Source organism: Klebsiella sp. HMSC25G12 (assembly GCF_001807705.1).
GTDB classification, from domain to species: Bacteria; Pseudomonadota; Gammaproteobacteria; order Enterobacterales; family Enterobacteriaceae; genus Klebsiella; species Klebsiella variicola.
Genome location: NZ_KV789880.1, coordinates 213,482 through 237,959, shown reverse-complemented (window position 1 = coordinate 237,959; position 24,478 = coordinate 213,482). Strand labels below are relative to the sequence as shown.

Here is a 24,478-nt window from a genome sequence, read left to right as displayed (position 1 = left end):
GCTTTGGCGCGGGCGATAGCGGCTTCCACCGCCGCCTTGCGTGGATCAGCTGCGTCGGTCGACGGGGTTTCCACCGACGCGGCTTGCAGCTGTGCCTTGCGTGCCCGGGCTTCGGCCTTCCGCGCTTCGCGGGCAGCAATCGCCTCGCTGTTATCCGGTTTGGCGCCGGACTGAATCACGATCGGTTGCGCGGCATCACGCTGTTTGTCGCGTACCCGGGCGAGGGCGGCGTTAATCGCATCCTGATCTTTGGCGGCAGGCTGAACGGCAGCTTTTTTATGCCGTTCGGCGCGGGCGGCTTTTTCACGCTCCAGGCGCGCCTGTCGGGCTTCGAATCGCGCTTTAGCTTCTGCGGCGCGCTGCTCTTCCTGGCGAATCGCGCTGATCTCCGCTTTCTCCTGACGGAAGTACTGCACCAGCGGAATATTGCTAGGGCAAACCCACGCGCAGGCGCCGCATTCTATGCAGTCCGCCAGATTGTGCGCGGTGGCTTTATCGTGCTGCTGGCCTTTGCTGAACCAGTACAGCTGCTGCGGCAGCAGATCGGCCGGACAGGCGTCGGCGCAGGCGCTGCAGCGAATGCAGCCTTTCTCTTCCTGCGGCTCGCCCATCTCGCTGGCGGAAGGCGCCAGCAGGCAGTTGGTGATCTTCACCACCGGGACATCCAGCCCCGGCAGGGTAAAGCCCATCAGCGGGCCGCCCATGATCACCATTGGCTCGGCGCTGGCGCAGAAGCCGGCGTCGTTAAGCAGATGGCGTACCGGGGTACCAAGGCGCGCCCAGACGTTGCCCGGCCGCGAGACCGCCTCGCCGGTCAGGGTGACCACGCGCTCCGTTAACGGCTCGCCGTCAATCACCGCGCGTTTTATCGCATAGGCCGTCCCCACGTTCTGCATCAGCACGCCAATATCCGACGAACGACCGCCATGAGGCACCTGCTTGCCGGTGAGAATTTGGGTAAGCTGCTTGGCCCCACCGGAGGGGTATTTAGTGGGGATCACGCGCAGCGAGATGCCATGGGCGTCGCAGAGCACCGCCCGCAGCATCGAAATGGCCTGCGGTTTATTGTCTTCAATGCCGATCAGCACTTCGTCAGGCTGCAGAATATGCGCGAGGATGCGGATCCCGTCGACAATCTGCGCGGCGCAGTCCTGCATCAGGCGGTCGTCCGCCGTGATATAGGGTTCGCATTCGGCGGCGTTAATAATCAGCGTCTTAATTTTATCGCCGCCGCCGCGCAGTTTGCTGCCGGTGGGGAAACCGGCGCCGCCGAGGCCCGCGACGCCAAACTGATGAATGCGTTCGATAAGCGCTTCGCGCGTACGGACCTGATAATCACTCCAGCCATCGCGCTCAATCCAGCGGTCTTCGCCGTCGGCGTCAATGATCACGCTCATCTCCGCCAGCCCCGAAGGATGAGCGGTGGTGTGCGGGGCGATGGCGGTAACGGTACCGGAGGTCGGGGCGTGTACGGGCAGCATTCTTCCCCATCCGCGGGTCAACGGCTGGCCGCGCAGCACCCGATCGCCCACCTTGACGCACAGTTCGCCTTCGGCGCCAATATGCTGCTTGAGCGGAATGATAAGGCGCTGCGGCAGGGACACCTGGCGCAGTGGGGTACCGTTAGACTGGGTTTTCATTTCGGGCGGATGAATACCGCCGTTAAAATCCCAGACTTTATCTTTTCGGAAAGCGGAAAATAACTTAAACATGTTGTTCCACAGGAATATTGCGCACCGGGATCGCATGGAGATCCCATTTCCAGGTTTCCGGGGTGGTCGCCACCGGAACGAGCGAAATGCACTGGGTCGGGCAGGGGGCAACGCACAGATTACAACCGGTGCACAGGTCGTTCATCACGGTATGCATGGCGCGGGTTGCCCCGACAATCGCATCTACCGGACACGCCTGGATGCATTTGGTGCAGCCAATGCAGTTCGGCTCGTCGATTACCGCGAGCATACGAACTGGCTCCGCCTCCTGTTCATCGCCATCGACCGGCTGCGGGTCGACGTTCAGTAAGGCGGCGATTTTTAACATTACGGCTTCGCCACCCGGCGCACAGCGGTTAATTTTTTCACCCTGGGCACCAACAGCTTCCGCATAGGGACGACAGCCGGGGTAGCCGCACTGCCCGCACTGGCTCTGCGGCAACAGTTCATCAATTTTTTCCACCACCGGGTCGTCCTGCACCGCGAAACGGCGGGAGGCATACCCCAGTATTAAGCCGAAAATCAGCCCTAACAGGCTGATGGCGATCACGGCTATCCAGACTGCGCTCATTACAACTTCACCAAACCACTAAAGCCCATAAAGGCCAGAGACATTAAACCGGCGGTAATCAATGCGATGGCATTACCGCGAAACGGCGCGGGCACATCGGCCACCACCAGGCGTTCGCGGATCGCCGCGAACAGCACCATCACCAGCGAGAAACCGACGGCGGCGGCAAAGCCGTACAGCGCGGACTGCAGGAAATTGTGCCCCAGATTAATATTCAGCAGCGCCACCCCGAGTACGGCACAGTTGGTGGTGATCAGCGGCAGAAAGATACCCAGCAGGCGATAGAGCGCCGGGCTGGTTTTACGCACGACCATTTCAGTGAACTGAACCACCACGGCGATGACCAGAATAAAGGCCAGCGTGCGTAAATAGACCAGATTTAAGGGGATCAGGATCCAGGTATCAATCAGCCAGGCGCAAATAGAGGCCAGCGTCATCACGAAGGTGGTGGCAAGCCCCATCCCCATTGCGGTTTCCAGCTTTTTGGAAACCCCCATAAACGGGCACAGACCAAGAAACTTCACCAGAACGAAGTTATTGACCAGGACTGTACCAATAAAGAGCAGTAAATAATCAGCCATCATGCGACCTGAAACGAAAAAAAGCCGCTTATTATCGAATAAAACGATACCGGCGACAACAGGTTAAGTGTGGGGTTATTACGGATGAACAAAGGTCCGTTTTACCCGCTGGGAACGGCGAAAATAGGGCGCCAGGAGCGCGGCAGCCAGGAGTGGAAACAGCAGCTGGCGCAAAGCAAGAACATCCGAGACGGGAGAGAAGGCAAATGCCTTTATCGCCAGCAGCAGGGTGATGAGCAGCCAGATAATATAGTGCTTAGGGACCAGCGAGCGCCGCTTAAAGAACGCGATGGTCAGCCAGAGCGTGTAATACCACATGGCGACGGCAAACAGCAGCGAAGCGAGCCACAGCGCCAGATGTCCGGTGCTCATGGCGCGGAGCAGGGCATACGTCTGCGTCGACATGAGAGCATTAGCAAAAAACAGCAGCGATAAGGAGGCGCTCAGCAGCGCCACCAGCAACCAGGCCAGCGGTGCCAGCAGCCATCCGCCAATGCGTTCTGCAGATTGAGACGTCATGTTACTCCCCTATTCAACGCCAGTAATGAAAATCAGGCCGGGAAGTATAAGCAACTGGCGTGAAGGATGACAGCCTTACTGCACGAATCGCCAAACGGATTTAGGCACCTGGCCCACATCGAACAATTTACCACCGGAGACCAGCTCTGCCCGGCGGTGGTCGGCCGCACGATACATATTCACGATCTCTTCGGTGTCGGTCAGGGAGTAGTTAAGGTGATCAAATAGTTTTTCAAGACTTTCGAGCGAACTGATTTTGCGGAATTTTAATAAATAGTCCAGAACGGTCATTTTCGTATCCATTTTATAATCGGAATAATTATGTTGAATATTATCAGCATTCACTAAACCTACTCTCAACCAACGGCGCCTTCTGAATGGGGCCGGGTGGAATGATTCAGGTTATATAAACCCATGACAAGGGGCGAGAGCCGACCTTGAAGAGCAGGGAGAAGTTTAAGAATATTCTAAAACCAGACCGGGCGCCGAATGGCGCCCGCAAGAGAAGATTAACGCTGTTCGCCGTGACTGGCAATAACAGATTTGTACCAATAAAAACTCTTCTTTCGTTTGCGTGCCAGATTTTGCTGGTGATCGACATAGACAAAGCCGTACTGCTTTTGATATCCGTTGAGCCAGCTCAGCAGATCGATAAACGACCAGGGATAATAGCCGCGCACATCCGCCCCCAGCGCCAGTGCCTTTTCCAGGGCGCCAATATGGCTGCTCAGGTAGTCGATTCGCGGATCGTCGACCACTTCTCCGGCAATTATCGGGTCTTTCGCTCCCAGGCCATTTTCGGTGATATAGATCGGGATATCGCCATAGCGTTCCTTGATCATCATAATGCCGTCCGTCAGCCCCTGCGGCCAGATTTCCCATCCCCATTCGGTATAGGTGCTCTGCGGATTACGCACGAAATAGAACAACCCCTCCACGCCAGGTTCGCCACCGGTGGGGATGTTGGGCGGCTGGGCGGACACCGTTTCCCGGCGATAGTAATTCAGCCCGATAAAGTCACAGCGATTCTCGCGCAGTAGTGTGTCATCGTCCGGGGCAAAGCGTGGTACCCCCCACAGCGCCTGGGTCTGCGCCAGCAGGGCGGCAGGATAGGTGCCTTTTAGTACCGGGTCGTAAAGCCAGTGGGTGTGGATGGCGTCAGCCAGTTCGGTGGCTTTTTTGTCCGCCTCACTGTCGGTGAGCGGAGTATGCGGCTGTAGCACATTGACGAAGCCAATCTCGCCCGCCACGTTCATCTCGCGGAATGCCTTGACCGCCAGCGCATGGGCGATAAACACGTGATGACAGGCCTGAATGGCACGCGCCGGATCGCGCACCGCCGGGGGATGCAGACCGTTAATGTAGCCGTGGCCAATGAACACGATGGTTTCGTTAAAGGTCGCCCACAGCTTCACCCGTGAACCAAAGCGCGCATAGCACAGGCGGGCGTACTCGGCGAAGGCCTCGGCGGTAGTGCGTGCTTCCCAGCCACCCTCATCCTGCAGGGCCTGCGGCAGGTCCCAGTGATAGAGGGTGATCATCGGCTCAATATTGTGCGCCAGCAGTTCGTCGATCAGATCGCTGTAAAACTGTACGCCGGCTTCATTCACTTCGCCGCGCCCGGCGGGCAGCAGCCGGGGCCAGGAGATGGAGAATCGATAACTTTGCAGGCCCATTTCGGCCATTAACGCAACGTCTTCGCGAAAACGGTGATAGTGGTCGACTGCGACATCGCCGGTGGTGCCTTCAAAGGTGGTACCCGGCAGGTGAGAGTAGATGTCCCAGATTGACGGTCCTTTACCGTCTGCGTCGTGCCCACCTTCAACCTGATACGCTGCGGTAGCGGCACCCCATAAAAAATTGTGCGGAAAAGCGGCCATGAAAAAGCTCCCAGTCTGATGATAGGGGGAGTGTAATCAAAGCAAGGATAGCTGTGCAACCGGTTTCTGAAACCGGTTGCACAGTTGCGAGGCGGGTCACTGTTTCACGGCGGCGCTACTTTGTCTGCACCACATCCGCTGGCGGTGGCGACTGGTAGTTATCAATATGGTGGGCGATAACCAAAAGCAGTGCGGAAATCCCAAAAACAATCCAGCCAATAAGTTCTACAATACGGGTAAAAACAGTCGTCATAATACTTCAGTATCCTTTGAACACAGTGGGAAATGTTACTCCATGGTCAGCAGATCACAAGGGGTATCTGTCTGATTTTGCACGCATGCGGGAAAAAAGCTGTGAATCAAATGATAAATTTTGCTCATTGTTTGTAAGATTATTCTCATCTACGCGATATTGACATTAGCTGAATAAGTGAGGCGGTAACATGAGTGACGCGATCCGGGTAGGGCTGATAGGCTACGGTTACGCCAGCAAAACGTTTCACGCGCCGCTGATCGGCGGCACGCCGGGCATGGCGCTGACGAGGGTCTCCAGCAGCGAGGCCGGCAAAGTCCATGCCGACTGGCCGGGGGTCAGGGTGGTGAGTGCGGCAAAGGACTTGCTCAACGATCCTGATATTGATCTGGTGGTCATCGCCACCCCGAACGATACCCACTTTCCGCTGGCGAAAGCGGCGCTGGAAGCGGGCAAACATGTGGTGGTGGATAAACCCTTTACCGTGACACTGTCACAAGCACGCGAGCTGGAGAGTCTGGCGAAGCATTGCGGCCGGGTGCTGTCGGTGTTTCATAACCGCCGCTGGGACAGTGACTTCTTAACCGTCCGGGCGTTAATTAACGAAGGTCAGCTGGGGGAAGTGTGTTACTTTGAGTCGCATTTCGATCGCTTCCGCCCCCAGGTGCGTCAGCGCTGGCGTGAGCAGGGTGGTCCCGGAAGTGGTATTTGGTACGATCTGGGGCCACATCTGCTCGATCAAGCGGTGGTGCTCTTTGGCCTGCCGGTGAGTATCACAGTCGATCTCGCTCAACTTCGCCCCGGCGCGCAATCCACCGACTATTTTCATGCCGTGCTGGCCTATCCCCAGCGGCGGGTGGTGCTGCATGGTACATTGCTCGCTGCGGCGGAGAGTGCGCGCTTTATCGTCCACGGCTCGCGGGCCAGCTATATTAAGTTCGGCCTTGATCCTCAGGAGGAACGGCTAAAAAACGGTGAACGACTGCCGCAGGAGGACTGGGGGTATGATATGCGCGACGGTACTCTGACCCGCGCCGAAGGCGACGAACGAAGCGAGGAGACATGGCTGACGCTGCCGGGCAACTATCCCGCCTACTATGCCGCCATTCGCGACGCGCTTAACGGGGAGGGAGAAAACCCGGTCCCGGCCAGCGAGGCGATTCAGATCATGACGTTGATTGAGCTGGGTCTCGAGTCGGCCAGACATCGCGCCACGCTCAGCCTGGTGTGAGGGGGAGCCCGGCAGCGCTGCCGCCGGGCCGGTGATCAACCTTTCGCCACCCGCTGAATGAGAGCGGCTTTTTCCTGTTCGCTCAGAAACGCCTGGGTCAGACCGTTGATCTGCGCCTGACGGATCTGCTCCCGGCTCAGGCCCGCCGCCGGCGCCGCCACGGTGTACTCATGAATGATATCGACGCCCTGCACCGCCGGATCGTCAGTGTTGAGGCTCGCCAGCACGCCGTGCTCAAGGAACTGCTTCAGCGGATGCTGGGCCAGCGAAGCCACGGTGCTGGTTTGCACATTCGAGGTCAGGCACGATTCAATGCCGATCTGATGTTCGGCCAGGTAGTCCATCAGGGCCGGATCCTCTACCGCTTTGACCCCATGACCGATGCGCTCCGCGCCCAGCTCGCGGATGGCCTGCCAGATACTTTCCGGTCCGGCCGCTTCGCCAGCGTGGACGGTAATATGCCAGCCAGCGTCGCGGGCCTGATTAAAATGGTTGAGGAACAGCGCGCCCGGGAAGCCCAGCTCATCACCGGCCAGATCCAGCGCGGTGATGCCCTCGCGGTGGGCGAGCAGCGCCGCCAGCTCTTCCTGACAGGCCGCTTCACCGAAGGTGCGGCTCAGAATGCCGATCAGGCGGGCGTCGACCTGAAAATCGCGGCTGCCTTCACGTACGCCCGCGATCACCGCCTCTACTACGCCGTCGACAGGAAGCTGGTGGGTCATCGCCATATAGCGGGGAGAGAAGCGCAGCTCAACGTAGTGCAGGCCATTGCGCGCGGCGTCTTCGACGTTCTCGTATGCCACGCGACGGCAGGCTTCCAGTGAGGCAAGGACTTTTACCCCCCAGTCGAGCTTGGCGAGAAAACTGACCAGATCGGGCTCAAGGCTGGTGACCTGGACGTGGGGACGCAGCGTGTCGAGGGTGGAAGCGGGAAGGGCGATATTAAACTCGCGGCCAAGATCGAGGATGGTTTGGGCCCGGATGTTACCGTCAAGGTGGCGGTGAATGTCGGTTAATGGCAATGAAGAATCAATCATGGTCGCACTCTTTTTTTAGTTAAAGTGCACGTCATTATACAACATGTACATAACTGTTTAAAAGCATTGAAAAAATCCATTCGATACAAACAGCTGGGGCTTCTCTGGTCACTTTTCCGCTCTTTTTCGCTGCGCCATTTTACAGCGAGCACGACGTTCATGATTGACGCGATCCTGACCAGACCAGAAAAGCACAGGCGCTGACCGCGGCGCCGGCAAGGCAGACCGCCTGCCATCCCCAGTGAGAATAGAGCTGGGTGGCGACGATAGCGCCTGCCGCGCTGCCCAGCGAATAAAAACACATGTAAGCCCCAACCAGGCGGCTTGCCGCTGCAGGCCTGGCGGCAATAATCAGACTCTGGTTGGTGACATGAACGGCCTGCACCGCAAAGTCCAGTGCGATAACGCCCGCTATCAGCCAGAGCAGAGAAGTTTCGGCAAAGGCGATAGGTAGCCAGGAGAGCGCCAGCAGCGCCAGCGCCAGGCCGGTCGTGCGCTGCGCCCATCCCTGGTCAGCCCATCTGCCCGCCCTTGAGGCGGCCAGCACGCCAGCGATGCCGGCTAAGCCAAACATCCCTGTCTGGGTGTGCGACAGGGAAAGAGCGGTGAGCGGCATGACCATGGTCGTCCACAGCATGCTGAAAGCGGCGAAGATCAGTAGCGCCAGGATCCCGCGCTTTCTCAGTTGCGGTTCAGTGAGGTACAGCTGAAAAACTGACTTCAGTAAGGATAGATAAGTGGGCTTTTGCGGCTGCGGCGGGGGCGAAGGCATGACTTTCCAGACGACGCCGGCAATCAACAACATCAGACAGGCAGCCGTGAGATAAACGGCTCGCCAGCCGGCGATATCAGCGATCGCCCCTGATATAAAACGAGATAAAAGAATGCCTGAAACAATGCCGCTGGTCAGGGTACCTACCGCCTGGCCTCGTTTCTGCGGCGTCGCCAGTATCGCCACCCACGCCACCATCAACTGCACCACCACGGCCATCAGCCCGACGATCAGCATGGCCCCCAGCAGGATCGCGATATTAGGGGATAACCCTGCCACGACTAACGCCGCCACTGACAGCAACAGCTGAGTCAACACCACGTATTTACGGTTCAACCCGTCCCCGAGCGGAACCAGGAACAGCAAACCAATGGCATAGCCCGCCTGCGTTGCCGTGACGACGCTGCCAATCATACCGGGCGACACTTTCAGGCTGACCGCCATCGAGTCGAGTAAAGGCTGAGCTGAATAAACGTTGGCTACCGCCAGCGCGCAGGTCAATGAAAACAGCGTCGTTATCCCCGCGGTCAGCATCGTGACAGGGGCGGAGGCTGTCGGGATCTCGTGCTCGGTACACAAACTTGCCTTGCATTTCATAAGAGGCCTGCGATCTGGTTGCTTTTTAAAACTAGTATGCCTATAAAATTAGCCATAATGGTTTTCTTTTGCAACTGCTACGAGGGGAGATTAAGCTGGCAACAGCAGACTGATTGACGGAGAGCACGCAGATGGCGAAACAGGAATCACTCAGAACCAGTGAATGTCCGGTGGCAAGGACGCTGGAATCAATTGGTGAGCGCTGGTGCCTGATGATTATTCGCGAGGCATTTGACGATGTGCGGCGATTCAGCGAGTTTCAAAAGAATCTAGGGCTGGCCAAAAATATCCTTGCCTCGCGGCTGAAGCACCTGGTCGATATCGGTATTTTCGCGATTTTACCGGCATCGGATGGCAGCGCCTACAAGGAATACGTCCTGACTGAAAAGGGGAGATCTGTGTTTCCCATTGTTGTGGCGATGCGGCAATGGGGAGAGCGTTATATGTTTGATCAGGGGGAAACCTATTCTGTCCTGCTGGATAACGAACACGGTCAGCCGCTTCAGTATCTGGATGTGCGTTCCGCTCAGGGGGATAAACTGCAACCAGGCGACTGCCATCGCCGGCGCGTAGTGTCGGATATCAGCGGCGAATGAAGGTCTGAAGGGGAGCGCGATCCCAGCAAGAGTACGAGCGTACCACTAAGTGGTCCTGGAACCATCCTGACGTCTCTTTTCGTGGCGGCTCCTGATGGCACCCCCAGGACGCCGAGACAGGCGAGCCTCCGTCCGCCGCAGAATGCTGTGCATAATCATTTGCATTTATATTTTATTTGAATGTATTCATGTTACATATTAAATTCTGCTTACTTTATCGACGATGAGGCAAGGATGCGGATGTGGAGAGCGTAATCCATAACAATATTGAGGGTTTTCTGCTGCTGCTATTAAGCATGTGGCCGATTCTGATTGTGGTCTTTATTGGCGTTGCGATTTCATTCTATACCATGCTGTTACGCAAAACGGCGCTGGCCTGCCTGCTGTTCGCCGTCGCTATCGGCGCCGCAGGCTGGAGCCTCGCTTAGCATCCGATCTCAGGGTTTATCCAGCAGACTCATGCTGGAGGTGGCGGCGCCATCATTGAGATTGGACGGTGCATGCCAGTCGCGGCCAGCCAGTGCGCTATCGCCCTGGCCGCTGCTGGCGACCGTATCCTGTTGCGTCGACATCGTCGAGCCTTCCAGCGCTTCATCGGCCCCCGACTGATCGGGCAGGGAGCTGGTATACCCGCCATTGTTTGAGTAAGTATCCATACCATTCACTTCATTCGGTACCGTGTCGGTGGTGGTGCCATCATCGTTTATGCAAAATGATCCGCCAATGCCGTTAGGCTGGCAGTCCGCAGCGAAAGCCGGGACAGCCAGCGACGCCAGCAACAATAGCGTTAAGCCGATTTTCTTCATTCTCATCTCCATGCGCAACGTGGCTCGACAGATGCTCTCTACTATAGAGAAGGACAGGACAGGGGAAGGTGACAAAACTGTTTAATTTTGTAATAGCGTACCGACTGCCGGTTGCCTGTTCGCTTCAGCACGTCGAGGCATGCTGCGCCTTCCCGGGTCGGGAGCGGATCGGCGCAATGCGGTAATCAATTGTTAATTCAACGTAAAGGTTAATGAAAATTTAAGAGAAGGCCGCTATGTTGGCGATATCACTCTTTCCATTAAGGAAATTCCATGCGCGATAAATATTCGGGCCTGCAGATCGGTATTCACTGGTTGGTCTTTTTGCTGGTGGTGGTGGCTTATGCGGCAATGGAGCTACGTGGATTTTTTCCCCGTAGTGACCGGCCGCTGATTAATATGATTCATGTCTCCTGCGGGATCACCATCTGCGCGCTGATGGTGGCGCGTTTGCTGGTGCGGCTGAAGTCGCCAGCGCCGCCGATCGTGCCGAAACCGTCGCCGATGATGACCGGTTTTGCTCATCTCGGCCATCTGGTTATCTATCTGCTATTTATTGCCTTGCCGCTGATCGGGATGGTGATGATGTACTGGCGCGGAAATCCCTGGTACGCCTTTGGCCTGACCATGCCGTATGCCCCACAGAGCGATTTTGAGCGGGTGGATACCCTGAAGGCGATCCATGAATGGTTAGCCAACGCCGGGTACTTCGTCATTGGCCTGCATGCCCTTGCCGCGCTGGTCCATCATTACTGGTGGAAAGATAATACCCTGCTGCGGATGATGCCTCGTAAGCGCTAAATGATCGTTACCCTTTTTGCCTGACCCCGTCCCGCGACGGGGTTTTTTTTGCCTTTATGGGTAATAAAATATAGTATACCCCCCTATATGATACGGAGGCGTAATCGTGCCACATTCACCTGAAGATAAAAAACGGGCGCTCAGTCGCGTACGCCGCATCCGCGGCCAGGTCGAGGCCCTCGAGCGCGCGCTGGAGTCCGGCGAACCCTGCATGACAATCCTGCAGCAGATTGCCTCGATTCGCGGTGCGGCAAATGGCCTGATGGGCGAAATGGTGGAGATCCACCTGCAGGACGAGCTGGTTAGCGGCGAGACCACCCCGGACCAGCGGGCCGCGAGAATGGCAGAGGTCGGTCATTTGCTACGATCCTATTTAAAATAACATCACGACGAGGAAGAGACAGTTATGAAATCACGCGCAGCAGTTGCCTTTGGTCCTGGCCAGCCGTTAAAAATCGTTGAGATTGACGTCGCGCCGCCGAAGAAAGGCGAAGTTCTGGTGAAAATCACCCACACCGGCGTGTGTCACACCGATGCCTTTACCCTCTCCGGCGACGATCCAGAGGGTGTTTTCCCGGCGGTACTGGGCCATGAAGGCGGCGGGATTGTCGTGGAAGTGGGCGAGGGCGTCACCAGCCTTAAGCCGGGCGACCACGTGATCCCGCTGTATACCGCCGAATGCGGCGAGTGCAAGTTCTGTAAGTCGGGTAAAACCAATCTCTGTCAGGCGGTGCGCGCCACCCAGGGCAAAGGGTTGATGCCGGACGGCACCACCCGTTTCTCCTATAACGGCGAACCGATTTATCACTATATGGGCACCAGCACCTTCAGCGAATATACGGTTTGCGCCGAGATCTCGCTGGCGAAAGTCAATCCGCAGGCGCCGCTGGATAAAGTGTGCCTGCTGGGCTGCGGTGTCACCACCGGTATCGGCGCAGTGCACAACACGGCGAAGGTCAAGCCCGGGGATAGCGTCGCGGTCTTTGGTCTGGGCGGCATTGGTCTCGCGGTGATCCAGGGCGCGGTGCAGGCGCAGGCCGGACGGATTCTGGCGGTCGATACCAACCCGGATAAGTTCACCCTGGCAAAAGAGATGGGCGCAACCGACTTTATCAACCCGAACGACTACGATAAGCCGATTCAGGATGTGATTGTCGAACTGACCGACGGCGGGGTGGATTTCAGCTTCGAGTGCATCGGCAATGTCAACGTGATGCGCGCGGCGCTGGAGTGCTGCCATAAAGGCTGGGGTGAGAGCGTGATCATCGGCGTAGCCGGTGCGGGCCAGGAGATCAAGACCCGTCCGTTCCAGCTGGTGACCGGCCGCGTGTGGCGCGGTTCCGCCTTCGGCGGCGTGAAAGGGCGCAGTCAGCTGCCGGGAATGGTGGAGGACGCCATGGCCGGTAAAATTCGCCTCGACCCGTTTATTACCCATCGCCTGCCGCTGGAGCAGATTAACGAGGCCTTTGATCTGATGCATGAAGGCAAATCGATTCGCACCGTGATCCACTTTGGCGACCAGTAATCGCTAACGCTGATGGCGTATCGTCACCGATAAAAAAAGGGCCCGGATGGGCCCTTTTGCTTAGGTCGATCAGTGATGATCCGGGAGCGCGTAGGCGATAATGTAATCGCCGCGATCCGGTGACTGACGGGCGCCGCCAGCATTGATAATAATGTACTGCTTACCGGTTTTCGGTGAGACGTAGGTCATCGGGCCGGACTGGCTACCGACCGGCAGACGCGATTTCCAGATCTCTTTCCCGTTCGCGGTATCAAAGGCGCGCAGGTAGAAATCCTGGGTACCGGCGAAGAACAGCAGTCCGGACTGCGTCGACAGCGACGCGCCAAGGGTCGGCATGCCGATCGGAATGGGCATGTGCATCCGGATCCCCAGCGGCCCGGTATCTTCTACGGTGCCAACCGGTACCTGCCACACCAGTTTCCCGGTTTTCAGATCCACCGCGGACATGGTGCCGAACGGCGGTTTCTGGCACGGAATGCCCAGCGGCGACAGGAAACGTTCGCGCATGGCGCCAAACGGCGTACCTTCCATCGGCACGATGCCCATCTCGATCCCGCTGGCGTCTTTCGCCACCTTCGCGCGCGGCACCATATAGTTGGCGAGACCCAGACGCATATCGTTGACGAACATCAGGCTGTTGTTCGGATCCACCGAAACGCTGCCCCAGTTCATGCCGCCGAGCGAGCCCGGGAACTGCAGGGAACGGTCTTCACCTGGCGGGGTAAAGACGCCCTGATGGCGCATCTCTTTGAACTGAATACGGCACAGCAGCAGGTCGATCGGTGTCGCCCCCCACATATCGGATTCGGTCAACGTCTGGTTGCCGATCATCGGCATCCCTACCGAGTAAGGTTGCGTCGGAGAGTAGCGTTCACCTTTGACGTTGCCCGCCGGTACCGGACGCTCTTCCACTTTGGCCACCGGCTCGCCGGTCTCGCGGTTGAGCATAAAGATCATGCCCTGCTTGCTGGTCTGCACCAGCACCGGGGTGGTACCGCCCTTGCCGTCAGGCAGGTCGTACAGCAGCGGCTGAGACGGCAGGTCAAAGTCCCACAGATCGTGGTGCGTGGTCTGGAAGTGCCAGCGCACCTGGCCGGTGGTGGCATCCACAGCCACGATAGAGGAGCTGTATTTATCATCCAGCGCGGTACGTTCGCCGCCAAAGAAATCTGGCGTGGCGTTGCCGGTTGGCAGATAGATCAGATTCAGCTTCGCGTCGTAGGACATCGCCGACCAGACGTTTGGCGTACCGCGCGTATAGGTCTGGCCTTCCGGCGGAACACCGGTCAGCGCTGGATTGCCGGGATCCCACGCCCACGCCAGTTTGCCGGTGTGGACGTCAAACGCGCGGACCACGCCCGGCGGTTCGCCGGTGGAGTAGTTATCCGCGACGCGGCCGCCCACCACTACCACATTGCCCGCTACCAGCGGGGTGGAGGTCTGCTGATAGTAGCCCGCTTTCACTTCACCCATGCCGACGCTGAGGTCGACAATACCGCCATCGCCGAAGCTTTCGCACAGTTTGCCGGTATCGGCATCAATGGCGATCAGGCGGGCGTCGATCGTCGGCAGGAACAGACGACGGGAACAGGCGGCAGGCTGCGTGCCTGACGCTGGCGCGGTTTGCGCCTGGCTATCTTCGTAATAGCCTAAGCCGCGGCAGCGCTGCCAGTTGGGCGAAGAGGATTTGGAGTCATAGCGCCATTTCTCTTTTCCGCTGTCCACATCCAGCGCCAGCACTTTGCTGTAAGGGGTGCAGACGTAGAGAGTATCGCCAATCTGCAGCGGGGTGTTTTGATCTTCCGCCCCGGAGCCATTGCTCTGCGGGATATCGCCAGTATGCGCCACCCAGGCCACCTGCAGCTGGTTGACGTTCTGTTTGTTGATTTGGTCCAGCGCGGCGAAACGGTCGCCGTGGGTGGTATTACCCCAGTGCGCCCAGTTTTTCTGCTGTTCGCCCGGCGCGACGGGCTTCACTGGCACCGCTTCAGTGGCGCTAACCAGTGGTTCGGATTTGAACATCCAGCCAAAGCTCACCGCCAGCGCCACGGCGAGAACGGCGGCGACGCCATATGCCGGGCCTTTTTTTGCCGGTGGGCTGGCGAGGAAAGGCCAGACCAGGGCGGCAAGGAAGGCCAGGACGCCGAGCGCAAACAGGCGCGAGAAGAGCGGCCAGTAGCTCCAGCCAGCGTCACTAATCGCCCAGATCACCGAGGCGATAAACGCCACGGCGTATAACAGAATACCGCCGCGGCGGTTGCGGAAAATCAACACCGCCGCGATGACCATGACCACGCCCATCAGCGCGAAGTACAGTGTACCGCCGACGAGGGCCAGTTTTGCCCCAAGAATACCCACAGCCAGACCGATGATGAGCATCAGTCCGGCGAGAAGCCACTGCAGGATCCGGGGGAATCCGCGCGGCGCGTTGCCAGTTGCCATGTAATCTCCTTAACCACTCCCGCCACTTCATCGTGAACCAAATGAAACAGGTGTTTTCTGTTTTATTTTTGAATGAAGAGGTTTGTACCTTCATAAACGCAGGTTTATTGCTTGATGTGATTTCAAATGAACCATTTGGTGAAATCGCGATATGATAGATCTGTTAAAGAAATTTACGCAATTGTTAATGAATGATTTCGCACTAAATGATTATTTTGCTAAATGTGTTGCGCCGTCCGTCGCACCACATCGACGTACGTAGGCTCCCCGGCAGGGCTACCGGGGAGAAAGCGGGGTCAGGCAGGCATTGACTTGCGGATGGCGCTGAGCAAGGTTTGCGTACCTGGCGTGAGCGTCGCATCGACGCGGGTCAGAATGCCGATGGGCTCTCCGGCGCCCTGGGTGGCAATCGGCAGGGCGCTCAGCACACCCCGGCGAAGATCGTCTTTCACCGCTCCGGAAGGTACGAACCACACATAGTCAAAATCGACCGTCAGCTGGCGTGACAGCGAAGCCGAGAGGGTCTCGATACAGCCGGCGGGCATTTTACAGCCCTGGCTCTGGAGCAACGTTTCGGCGTTTTGCCGCGGTACGGTGCCCTTCGGCGAAACGACGACGGGCCACTCCATTACCCGGCTCAGGGTCACGGTCTCCTGAAGCAGGGGGTGTCCCGGGCGAACCACCAGTTTCAGGGATTCGAGGAACAGCAGTTCATAGTTGAGTCCACTCATCAGATCCGGGTCGGACATGCGTCCGATACCGATATCGATCTCCCCGGATTTTAACCCCGCCAGCAGCATGGTGTTGTTCATGGTGGCGACCTGCAGCGTGATGTCTTTTTGCTGCTTATGGAACTGGCCGATCACCGTTGGCAGGATCCCCAGCGCGGCGGTAGGCAGCGCGCCGATACGCACAATGTCGTTATTCAGCCCCTCTTTACGGTTCAGCGCCTGACCCGCTGAGTTAAGGGCATCAAGGACCTTAACGGCATGAGTCAGAAACTGTTCGCCGACCAGGGTGAGTTGCGCCCCCAGGCGGCCCCGCTCGAACAGCCGGGTACCGGTTAGCTGTTCAAGCTCGTTAAGCGTTTTCGAGAGTGCAGGCTGGCTCAGATTTAAAGTTTCAGCCGCGCGCCCCAGCGTTCCCTGTTGAGCGACGGCCACGAAGGTGTGTAGATGGCGCAAGCGAATGCGCTGACTGAAGAGACCATTTTTTTCCATAGTAGATGATGTTAAAAACACAGCGGTGAAAGAGACAAGCGGCCTTGTTTAAATTTGATAACCAGATAGCAAAATATTATTAACATTTGACCTGATTACATTACAAGATCTTTCCCCACGGTTTAAAACGCCTTCCCCCCGCAGGACGAGGGGAAGGCGTTTATCGGCGTGGCCGCTAGATATCGAAAAAGACGGTTTCGTTTTCGCCCTGCAGATAAATATCGAAGCGATAGACCACTTCCGAACCACGAACCTCGCGTTCGGCGATTAAGGTTTTGCGTCTCACTTCCCACTCGATCAGATTCAGCACCGGGTCGCTGGCGTTGGCCTCATGTTCATCGGCGAAATACATCCGTGTGTTCAGGCCGATGTTGATCCCCCGGGCGACCACCCACAGGTTGACGTGCGGCGCCATCAGGCGGCCATCGCGGCCGACAACCGGGCCCGGCTTAATGGTGTCAAAGCGCCAGACGCCGGAGGTGAAATCAGAGCAGGTACGCCCCCAGCCGCGGAAGCCCGGGTCGACAGCTTTCTGCTGCTGACGGTCGTCAGGATGGTTATAGCGTCCTGCGGCGTTGGCCTGCCAGATCTCCAGCAGCACATCACGGACCGGTGTTCCGGAGCCGTCGATAACCCGGCCTTCAATGGTGATCCGCTCCCCGGTGGTATCCGCGGTGGTGAGGACCGGGCCAAAGTTTTTCTCAAAAATATGAAAGCCCGCGGCGTCAGGCGCCAGACCGATATGAACATAGGGTCCCGCCGTCTGCGAGGCGGTTTCAGGCAGATACTCTTTCATCGGGCGGCCCCCTGAGTGCGATTTTCAAACAGCGTGGCGCGATGGCCGCGCAGAACAAGGTCAAAGCGGTAGGCCAGACAATCCAGCGGTACGGCGGCGTGCATGTCCAGCTCGGCGATCAGCGTGCGCACGGCGTCGTCATTATTAATGGTTCGGACGATCGGACACTGTTTGATCAGCGGATCGCCTTCGAAATACATCTGAGTGATCAGGCGCTGCGCCCAGGCTTCACCCGAGAGCGAGAAATGAATATGCGCCGGACGCCAGTCGCTGGCCTGGTTACGCCACGGGTAGGGGCCGGGCTTGATAGTGCGAAAACAGTAATAGCCGTTTTCATCGGTCAGCACCCGGCCGCAGCCGCCGAAGTTCGGGTCAATCGGGGCCAGATACTGATCTTTTTTATGTCGGTAGCGGCCGCCGGCATTGGCCTGCCAGACTTCCACCAGGGTGTTTTTCATCGGTCGGCCAAAACCATCGCGCACGTAACCGTGCACAATGATCCGCTCGCCAATCGGCAGGCCTTCTTTGGCGTAATTAAGGATAAGATCGTTATCCAGAGGGCCCAGATCGTCACGGCTAAAGACCGGCCCGGTGATCTCTGACAATGAGTTCTGCAGGGAGATCAGGGCATTCTTCGGTGAGCGCAGGACGCTGGTTTTATAGCCCGGCGCGTAAGCGGGCGGGTGGCTACTGTAATCGCGATGGATAACCTCGCGCGGGGACCATTTGTCGTTCATCGGGTACTCCGTGTAGACGGTAGAGGGGCATGTTGTTGTAATGTCGCCAGAAACAGTGTGTGTAAATGTATTGTTAATTTAAAGTGAAATTACCGGGTGTTTTTCATAACCGTGGGTTATGTTTTGTGCAATGACTGCTAGCGGAAGCAGGTTATCGCCATCACAGTTTGTAAATTCTTCCCCCCGCCAGGAGGCAGCTTTCCTACACTCCAGGAAGTATTCACTGGAGGTAACACATCATGGCGAACACCATCACGGCTGATGAGATTCGGGAGCAGTTTTCGCAGGCCATGTCGGCTATGTACCAGCAGGAAGTTCCGCAATACGGGACGCTGCTGGAGCTGGTGGCTGACGTCAATCTGGCGGTACTGGAAAATAATCCGCAGCTGCATGAACAACTGGCCAATGCCGACGAGCTGGCGCGCTTAAACGTGGAGCGCCACGGCGCAATCCGCGTGGGCACAGCGGAGGAACTGGCGACGCTGCGTCGCATGTTTGCCATCATGGGGATGTATCCCGTCAGCTATTACGATCTCTCACAGGCCGGCGTGCCGGTCCATTCCACGGCCTTTCGTCCCATCGACGATGCCGCGCTGGCGCGCAATCCGTTTCGGGTTTTCACCTCGCTGCTGCGCCTGGAGCTGATTGAAAATCGCGCCCTGCGCGAGCGGGCCGAGGCCATCCTTGCCCGGCGCAAAATCTTTACCCCCCGCTGTCTGGCGCTGATTGCGCAGTATGAAGCTGAGGGCGAATTCACCTCTGCCGACGCGCGCGAGTTTGTGCAGGAGGCGCTGGAGACCTTCCGCTGGCACCGGCATGCCACCGTCGATGAGGAGACCTACCATGCTCTGCATCGCGAGCACCGCCTGATTGCCGATGTGGTCTGCTTTCCGGGATGCCATATCAATCACCTCACGCCGCGGACGCTGGATATTGACCGCGCCCAGGCCCTGATGCCCGAGTGTGGTATTGAACCCAAAGCGCTGATTGAAGGGCCACCGCGCCGGGAGGTCCCGATCCTCCTGCGGCAGACCAGCTTTAAGGCGCTTGAGGAGCCGGTGATGTTCGCCGGTGAGCATAAAGGCACCCACAGCGCCCGCTTTGGCGAAATTGAGCAACGCGGCATTGCGCTAACGCCAAAAGGACGCGCACTGTACGACCGACTGCTGCAGGCGGCAGGGACAGGAAAGGACAATCTCAGCCATCAGCTGCATCTGCAGGAGGTATTCCGCGAATTCCCCGACAGCGAATTTCTGCTTCGTCAGCAGGGGTTGGCCTGGTTTCGCTACCGCCTGACGCCCGCCGGCGAGGCGCATCGCCAGGCGTTTCGCCCGGGGGACGATCCGCAGCCGCTGATTGAGCGCGGGTGGGTGGTCGCCCAGCCGATTATTTATGAAGATTTTTTACCGGTCAGCGCGGCGGGCATTTTTCAGTCTAATCTGGGCAACGAAACGCAGGCGCGCAGCCACGGGAATGCCAGCCGCGAAGCCTTTGAGACGGCGCTGGGCTGCCCGGTGGAGGATGAGTTTGCCCTGTACCGACAGGCGGAGGAGCGCAGCAAACGACGTTGCGGTCTGCTGTAAAATCAGTACCCTGCTGGCATCAGCCTTACAGGGAGCAGGTTATGCAACATCCGTCGAAACCGTTGGCGAAAACCCGCCAGGGAACCGTATCCGGGAGCGCAGAGCAGGGGATCCATATCTGGCGCGGCATTCCGTATGCCGCGCCGCCTGTGGGCCCGCTGCGCTGGCGCGCGCCGCAGCCTCCTGCCCGCTGGCAGGGCGTCCGCCAGGCCGACGCCTTTTCCGCCGCCAGCTGGCAGGACATTGACTACTGCCGTGAGCTCGGCGGCGGCGATCCCGGCGCTTTCAGCGAAGACTGCTTATATCTCAATATCTGGGCACCTGCTGCTGCGGCGCAGCCGCTGCCGGTGATGGTCTGGCTGCACGGCGGCGGGTTTACCATCGGCGCCGGCAGCCTGCCGCCTTACGATGGCAAAGCGTTAGCCAGCCGCGATGTGGTGGTGGTGACGGTCAACTACCGGCTGGGCCATCTCGGCTTTTTCGCCCATCCGGCGCTGGAAGAAGAGGCGGGCGAACGTCTCTATAATTTCGCGCTGCTCGATCAGATTGCCGCCCTGCAGTGGGTTCAGGAGAATATCCACGCCTTCGGCGGGGATGCCGCCAACGTCACGCTGTTTGGCGAATCCGCCGGGGCGCGCAGCGTGCTGTCGCTGATGGCCTCGCCGAAAGCGAAAGGGGTGTTCCATAAAGCGATTATTCAGAGCGGGTATACGTTACCCGACCTGCCGCGAGAGAAGGCGCTGGAGAAAGGCCGCCTGCTGGCGGAACACTTTGCCTTACCGCAAGCCAGCGCTGAGGAATTGCGGGCGATCCCGGCGGAGGCCTTCTGGTCGCTCACCGCGCCGCTGAACACAGGGCCGGCCCCCATCGTCGGCGACGCGGTGCTGCCGCAACCGATGCTGGAGACCTTTTTTGCCGGGCGCCAGCATCCAATGCCGGTGATGATCGGCTCCAACAGCGATGAAGCCAGCGTGATGGCCGTGTTTGGCGTCGATATCGCCGGGCAGATCCAGAAGCTGCGCCGTGAGCGCCGCCTGGGACTGGGGCTGATCAAACTCCTTTATCCCGGCGTGAAGGGCGATGAGGCGCTGGGGCGGGAAGTGTGCCGCGACATGGCCTTCACCACCCTCGGCTATGTGGTGATGCAGGCGCAGCAGCGCGTGGGGCAGCCGTGCTGGCGCTACTGGTTTGATTATGTTGCGGAGGCGGAGCATGACACCTATCCGCACGGCGCCTGGCATGGCAACGAGGTGCCCTACGTGTTTGATAACCTGCGGTTGACCGACCCGGTGTGTCAGTATGCCAGCGAAGCGGATCTGGCCTTCGCCGCTCAGGTGGCTGACTATTGGGCCCAGTTTGCCCGCGTCGCCAGCGGCGACCAGGCGCTTGCCGGCGCGGTACGCTGGCCAGCGTGCCTGCGCGGACGGGATCGTCTGTTGCGCATTGGCCTGCATAAGCGTGCCGGCTTTAAAGTGGAAAATCGCTTTATGCGCGCCCGGCTGGCGCTGTTTCGCCGGGTGATGAAGCATCACGTGACGCTGGAGTAAATGCGCTGAGGTGCGGCTGAGCAACTGCCGCCACCGGTTGGTGGCGGCATTCACTCACATCACAACCACGGGCTTTATCACCTTGCCAGACGCCGAATCGGCGAAAGCCTGGTTGATATCGGCCAGCGGATAGCGAACGATAAGCTTATCGATGGGGAATTTCCCCTGCTTGTACTGCTGCACCAGCAGCGGAATAAACAGCGCCGGGACGGCATCGCCTTCAATCACCCCGACCAGCGACTTGCCCTCCGCCATCAGATCGTTCTGCACGTTAAAGGTGATATCCCCGGTAAAGCCGACGATGGCCACCGTACCTAATGGTTTCACCGCGTGTACGGCCTGCAGCACGATGGCCGATACGCCGGTGGTTTCCACCGCGTAGTGAGCGCCTTTGCCGGTGATCTGTTTGATCAGGTCCACGGCATCCTGTTCCTTGCCATTGATCTGATGGGTGGCGCCCAGTTCGCCCGCCAGGGCGAGGCGACTGGCATGAATATCGACAGCGATGATCTGAGAGCAGCCGGTTAATTTCGCCGCCATGATGGCGCTGAGCCCCACGGCGCCGCAGCCAAACACCACAATGGATTCCCCAATCACCGGTTTCAGGCGGTTGAGCACCGTCCCGCTGCCGGTCTGGATGCCGCAGCCCAGCGGGCCGAGCAGGGTGAGATCGACCTCCGGGTCGACCACCACGGCGTTGCTGGCGCGGGTGACCACATACTGGCTGAAGGACGACTGGCCAAAGAACAGGGACAGATCCTGATCGCCCAGCCGATAGGGGGTGGTGCCATCCTCGCGTCGGCCGCCAAAATTAAGCGTATTAAAATCTTCGCAAGCTGAAGGGTGGTTGCTTAAACAATTTTCGCAATGGTGGCAGGCGGCATAGCTGAGCACCACGTGGTCTCCGACTCTGATACCGCTGACTGCCTCCCCGACGCTGGCGACGATCCCGGCGCCTTCATGGCCGAGGATGGCAGGCATAGGCACCACTCCCGGGTTATCGCGCATCACCGCGTCGGTATGACAGACCCCGGTGGCGACAATTTTCACTAATATCTCATCCTTCCCCGGAAGGGAGACGTCGACATCCTTGATGACGAAAGGTTGCTGGTAGCCCAGCGTGACGGCTGCTTTCACTTGCATGGCATGACTCCTGAATGAATTCCCTGGAGAGCGTGGCGGGACAGCCCGAACGGCTCTCCCGTGTTGGCCGCTAACATGAAGAAATATAGCGGTTACCGGTGAAAAGTTAGCACCGGATGTGGCGGAAATTTGCGCCAATCGTGCCTAAAAAAAACGCAGGGCGGCGGGGCATAGGTGTGATGAATATACCGCAGCGAGGAAGAGCTATCCGCTCAATGGTCAGGCGAAAAAGCGGCCGGCAGTCTGTTCTTTCCCCGGCCGCACGTCGAAGGAAAAGTAAAAAAACGGGTTGTTCCGGTAGACAGGGCTTTTTTACCTTTTTTCTGCGGGCAACAATTGGATTATTAATCGTTTTTGTCTAGAGTGGGCGGAATTTATCACGCAGCGTGATGACGCGTTGCGAATCAATTCACCCGTGCAGAAGGACGCTTTCTCAGGCATGAACCGCAGACGTTTTCTTAAATCTTCCATGGCTGTTGCCGCCGTATGCGGGACGTCAGGAGTCGCTTCCTTATTCAGTCAGGCCGCTTTTGCCGAAGACGCGGGTATTGCCGACGGGCAAACGCGTCGTTTCGATTACACCGTGCTGCAGGCGATGGCCCACGATCTGGCGCGCCAGCCATGGGGCGGCGCCCCGCGCGATCTGCCGCCGACGCTGGCCAATCTGACTCCGCAGGCTTATAACAGCATCCAGTATGACGCCAACCACTCGCTGTGGAACAACATCGAAGAACGCAAACTGGACATCCAGTTTTTCCACGTCGGGATGGGGTTCCGTCGCCGCGTGCGGATGTTCTCTCTTGACGCCGCCACTCAGCAGGCGCGCGAGATCCATTTCCGCCCTGAGCTGTTTAAGTACAATGACGCCGGGGTCGACACCCGCCAGCTGGAAGGGCAGTCCGACCTCGGCTTCGCCGGATTCCGGGTGTTTAAAGCGCCGGAGCTGGCGCGCCGCGATATCGTGGCGTTCCTTGGCGCCAGTTATTTCCGCGCGGTAGACAGCACCTACCAGTACGGCTTGTCGGCTCGTGGGCTGGCGGTAGACACCTTTACCGATACCCCGGAAGAGTTCCCTGATTTCACCTCCTTCTGGTTCGAAACGGTTAAAGGGGACGCCACGGTCTTTACCGTTTACGCGCTGCTGGATAGCCCGAGCATCACCGGGGCCTACAAGTTCACCATCCATTGCCAGGATACCCAGGTCATCATGGACGTGGAAAATCACCTTTATGCCCGCAAGGACATCAAACAGCTGGGTATCGCGCCGATGACCAGTATGTTCAGCTGTGGCAACAACGAGCGCCGGATGTGCGATACCATCCACCCGCAGATCCACGACTCCGATCGGCTGTCGATGTGGCTGGGGAACGGCGAATGGGTCTGCCGGCCGCTGAATAACCCGCAGAAGCTGCAGTTCAACGCCTTCCAGGACAAGAACCCGCGCGGCTTCGGTCTGCTGCAGCTGGACCGCGATTTCTCCCATTACCAGGACGTGATGGGCTGGTATAACAAGCGCCCCAGCCTGTGGGTTGAGCCGCGTAACCAGTGGGGGAAAGGGGCGGTCAGCCTGATGGAGATCCCCACCACCGGCGAAACGCTGGATAATATCGTCTGCTTCTGGCAGCCGGAAAAAGCGGTGAAGGCGGGCGACGAACTGGACTTCCGCTACCGTCTCTACTGGAGCGCGCAGCCGCCGGTGAGCACCCCGCTGGCGCGTGTGCTCGCCACCCGCACCGGGATGGGGGGCTTCCCGGAAGGCTGGGCGCCGGGCGAGCACTATCCGGATAAGTGGGCGCGTCGTTTTGCCATCGATTTTGTCGGCGGCGATCTGAAGGCCGCCGCGCCGCGCGGTATTGAACCGGTGATCACCCTCTCCAGCGGGGAAGCGAAGCAGATTGAGATCCTCTACGTCGAGCCGTTCGATGGCTACCGGATCCTCTTCGACTGGTATCCGACCTCCGACTCGACCGACCCGGTGGAGATGCGCCTGTTCCTGCGCTGTCAGGGCGAAGCCATCAGCGAAACCTGGCTCTATCAGTACTTCCCGCCGGCGCCGGATAAACGTAACTACGTTGACGACCGGATCATGAAATAATCCCGTGACAGCCGCGGCCCGCAAGCAACGCCTG

The 24,478-nt window shown here is 58.5% G+C and carries 24 protein-coding genes; 9 read left to right on the top strand and 15 right to left on the bottom strand.

Annotated elements, in window-relative coordinates; all coding sequences use genetic code 11:
* The 7 genes from rsxC to blr form a co-directional block, all read right to left on the bottom strand.
* Positions 1-1,712, bottom strand: a 1,712-nt coding sequence (gene rsxC / locus HMPREF3096_RS12815) for an electron transport complex subunit RsxC (protein WP_070544495.1), incomplete at its 3' end; no start/stop codon positions are given.
* Positions 1,705-2,283, bottom strand: coding sequence for an electron transport complex subunit RsxB (gene rsxB, locus HMPREF3096_RS12810; RefSeq protein ID WP_008804646.1), 579 nt, complete (start codon positions 2,281-2,283; stop codon positions 1,705-1,707). The genes rsxC and rsxB, both read right to left, overlap by 8 nt.
* Positions 2,283-2,864, bottom strand: a complete 582-nt coding sequence (gene rsxA / locus HMPREF3096_RS12805; protein ID WP_002907658.1) for an electron transport complex subunit RsxA — start codon at positions 2,862-2,864, stop codon at positions 2,283-2,285. The genes rsxB and rsxA overlap by 1 nt, the downstream gene beginning before the upstream one ends.
* Positions 2,865-2,942: 78 nt before the next feature.
* Positions 2,943-3,383 carry a DUF2569 domain-containing protein gene (locus HMPREF3096_RS12800; protein ID WP_008804647.1) on the bottom strand — a complete coding sequence of 147 codons (441 nt, stop codon included), beginning with the start codon at positions 3,381-3,383 and terminating at the stop codon, positions 2,943-2,945.
* Between the two features lie 75 nt (positions 3,384-3,458).
* Positions 3,459-3,674, bottom strand: a complete 216-nt coding sequence (gene ydgT, locus HMPREF3096_RS12795) for a transcription modulator YdgT (protein ID WP_004202843.1) — start codon at positions 3,672-3,674, stop codon at positions 3,459-3,461.
* Positions 3,675-3,892: 218 nt separating this feature from the next.
* Positions 3,893-5,263: a GH1 family beta-glucosidase gene (locus HMPREF3096_RS12790; RefSeq protein WP_008804648.1), complete on the bottom strand. Its 1,371-nt coding sequence runs from the start codon at positions 5,261-5,263 to the stop codon at positions 3,893-3,895.
* 115 nt (positions 5,264-5,378) lie between these two features.
* Positions 5,379-5,516, bottom strand: a complete 138-nt coding sequence (blr, locus tag HMPREF3096_RS12785) for a division septum protein Blr (protein WP_012541534.1) — start codon at positions 5,514-5,516, stop codon at positions 5,379-5,381.
* Between the two features lie 190 nt (positions 5,517-5,706).
* On the opposite strand from blr, the gene HMPREF3096_RS12780 reads away from it, so the two are divergent.
* On the top strand, positions 5,707-6,747 hold the full coding sequence (locus HMPREF3096_RS12780; RefSeq protein WP_064169274.1) for an oxidoreductase: 1,041 nt from the start codon (positions 5,707-5,709) through the stop codon (positions 6,745-6,747).
* Positions 6,748-6,782: 35 nt separating this feature from the next.
* Here the strand turns inward: HMPREF3096_RS12780 and add are convergent, their stop codons facing one another.
* Positions 6,783-7,784: an adenosine deaminase gene (gene add / locus HMPREF3096_RS12775; RefSeq protein WP_012541536.1), complete on the bottom strand. Its 1,002-nt coding sequence runs from the start codon at positions 7,782-7,784 to the stop codon at positions 6,783-6,785.
* A 157-nt stretch (positions 7,785-7,941) separates the two neighbouring features.
* Positions 7,942-9,090 (bottom strand): MFS transporter, encoded by a 1,149-nt coding sequence (locus HMPREF3096_RS12770; protein WP_032730522.1) that lies wholly within the window; start codon positions 9,088-9,090, stop codon positions 7,942-7,944.
* A 194-nt stretch (positions 9,091-9,284) separates the two neighbouring features.
* Here HMPREF3096_RS12770 and HMPREF3096_RS12765 point away from each other — a divergent pair, with 194 nt between their 5' ends.
* The gene (locus tag HMPREF3096_RS12765) at positions 9,285-9,749 is read left to right on the top strand and encodes a winged helix-turn-helix transcriptional regulator (protein ID WP_012968054.1); all 465 of its coding nucleotides are present in this window, start codon (positions 9,285-9,287) and stop codon (positions 9,747-9,749) included.
* Positions 9,750-9,991: 242 nt separating this feature from the next.
* Positions 9,992-10,177, top strand: coding sequence for a hypothetical protein (locus HMPREF3096_RS12760; RefSeq protein WP_008804653.1), 186 nt, complete (start codon positions 9,992-9,994; stop codon positions 10,175-10,177).
* Between the two features lie 9 nt (positions 10,178-10,186).
* On the opposite strand, the gene HMPREF3096_RS12755 is transcribed toward HMPREF3096_RS12760, so the two are convergent.
* Positions 10,187-10,555 (bottom strand): hypothetical protein, encoded by a 369-nt coding sequence (locus HMPREF3096_RS12755; protein ID WP_008804654.1) that lies wholly within the window; start codon positions 10,553-10,555, stop codon positions 10,187-10,189.
* Between the two features lie 273 nt (positions 10,556-10,828).
* On the opposite strand from HMPREF3096_RS12755, the gene cybB reads away from it, so the two are divergent.
* The 3 genes from cybB (at position 10,829) to HMPREF3096_RS12740 (ending at position 12,881) form a co-directional block, all read left to right on the top strand.
* Entirely contained in the window at positions 10,829-11,356 is a 528-nt protein-coding gene (gene cybB / locus HMPREF3096_RS12750; protein WP_008804655.1) for a cytochrome b561, read from the top strand.
* 106 nt (positions 11,357-11,462) lie between these two features.
* Positions 11,463-11,738 carry a metal/formaldehyde-sensitive transcriptional repressor gene (locus HMPREF3096_RS12745; RefSeq protein ID WP_004101746.1) on the top strand — a complete coding sequence of 92 codons (276 nt, stop codon included), beginning with the start codon at positions 11,463-11,465 and terminating at the stop codon, positions 11,736-11,738.
* Between the two features lie 24 nt (positions 11,739-11,762).
* Positions 11,763-12,881, top strand: coding sequence for an S-(hydroxymethyl)glutathione dehydrogenase/class III alcohol dehydrogenase (locus tag HMPREF3096_RS12740; RefSeq protein ID WP_008804656.1), 1,119 nt, complete (start codon positions 11,763-11,765; stop codon positions 12,879-12,881).
* A 69-nt stretch (positions 12,882-12,950) separates the two neighbouring features.
* Here HMPREF3096_RS12740 and HMPREF3096_RS12735 read toward each other — a convergent pair whose 3' ends face one another.
* The 4 genes from HMPREF3096_RS12735 to pcaH form a co-directional block, all read right to left on the bottom strand.
* Positions 12,951-15,323, bottom strand: coding sequence for a glucose/quinate/shikimate family membrane-bound PQQ-dependent dehydrogenase (locus tag HMPREF3096_RS12735; protein WP_012541540.1), 2,373 nt, complete (start codon positions 15,321-15,323; stop codon positions 12,951-12,953).
* Positions 15,324-15,619: 296 nt separating this feature from the next.
* Entirely contained in the window at positions 15,620-16,543 is a 924-nt protein-coding gene (locus HMPREF3096_RS12730; protein ID WP_012541541.1) for a LysR substrate-binding domain-containing protein, read from the bottom strand.
* A gap of 175 nt (positions 16,544-16,718) precedes the next feature.
* Positions 16,719-17,339, bottom strand: coding sequence for a protocatechuate 3,4-dioxygenase subunit alpha (gene pcaG, locus HMPREF3096_RS12725; protein WP_008804659.1), 621 nt, complete (start codon positions 17,337-17,339; stop codon positions 16,719-16,721).
* On the bottom strand, positions 17,336-18,076 hold the full coding sequence (gene pcaH, locus HMPREF3096_RS12720) for a protocatechuate 3,4-dioxygenase subunit beta (RefSeq protein ID WP_008804660.1): 741 nt from the start codon (positions 18,074-18,076) through the stop codon (positions 17,336-17,338). The genes pcaG and pcaH overlap by 4 nt, the downstream gene beginning before the upstream one ends.
* Positions 18,077-18,315: 239 nt before the next feature.
* Here pcaH and HMPREF3096_RS12715 point away from each other — a divergent pair, with 239 nt between their 5' ends.
* Positions 18,316-19,659 (top strand): 2-oxoadipate dioxygenase/decarboxylase HglS, encoded by a 1,344-nt coding sequence (locus HMPREF3096_RS12715; protein ID WP_008804661.1) that lies wholly within the window; start codon positions 18,316-18,318, stop codon positions 19,657-19,659.
* 41 nt (positions 19,660-19,700) lie between these two features.
* Positions 19,701-21,206 carry a carboxylesterase/lipase family protein gene (locus HMPREF3096_RS12710; protein ID WP_012541543.1) on the top strand — a complete coding sequence of 502 codons (1,506 nt, stop codon included), beginning with the start codon at positions 19,701-19,703 and terminating at the stop codon, positions 21,204-21,206.
* 54 nt (positions 21,207-21,260) lie between these two features.
* Here the strand turns inward: HMPREF3096_RS12710 and HMPREF3096_RS12705 are convergent, their stop codons facing one another.
* Positions 21,261-22,349: an NAD(P)-dependent alcohol dehydrogenase gene (locus HMPREF3096_RS12705; protein WP_064169272.1), complete on the bottom strand. Its 1,089-nt coding sequence runs from the start codon at positions 22,347-22,349 to the stop codon at positions 21,261-21,263.
* Between the two features lie 439 nt (positions 22,350-22,788).
* On the opposite strand from HMPREF3096_RS12705, the gene HMPREF3096_RS12700 reads away from it, so the two are divergent.
* Positions 22,789-24,444, top strand: a complete 1,656-nt coding sequence (locus HMPREF3096_RS12700; RefSeq protein ID WP_012541545.1) for a glucan biosynthesis protein D — start codon at positions 22,789-22,791, stop codon at positions 24,442-24,444.
* The last annotated feature ends 34 nt before the right edge of the window (positions 24,445-24,478 follow it).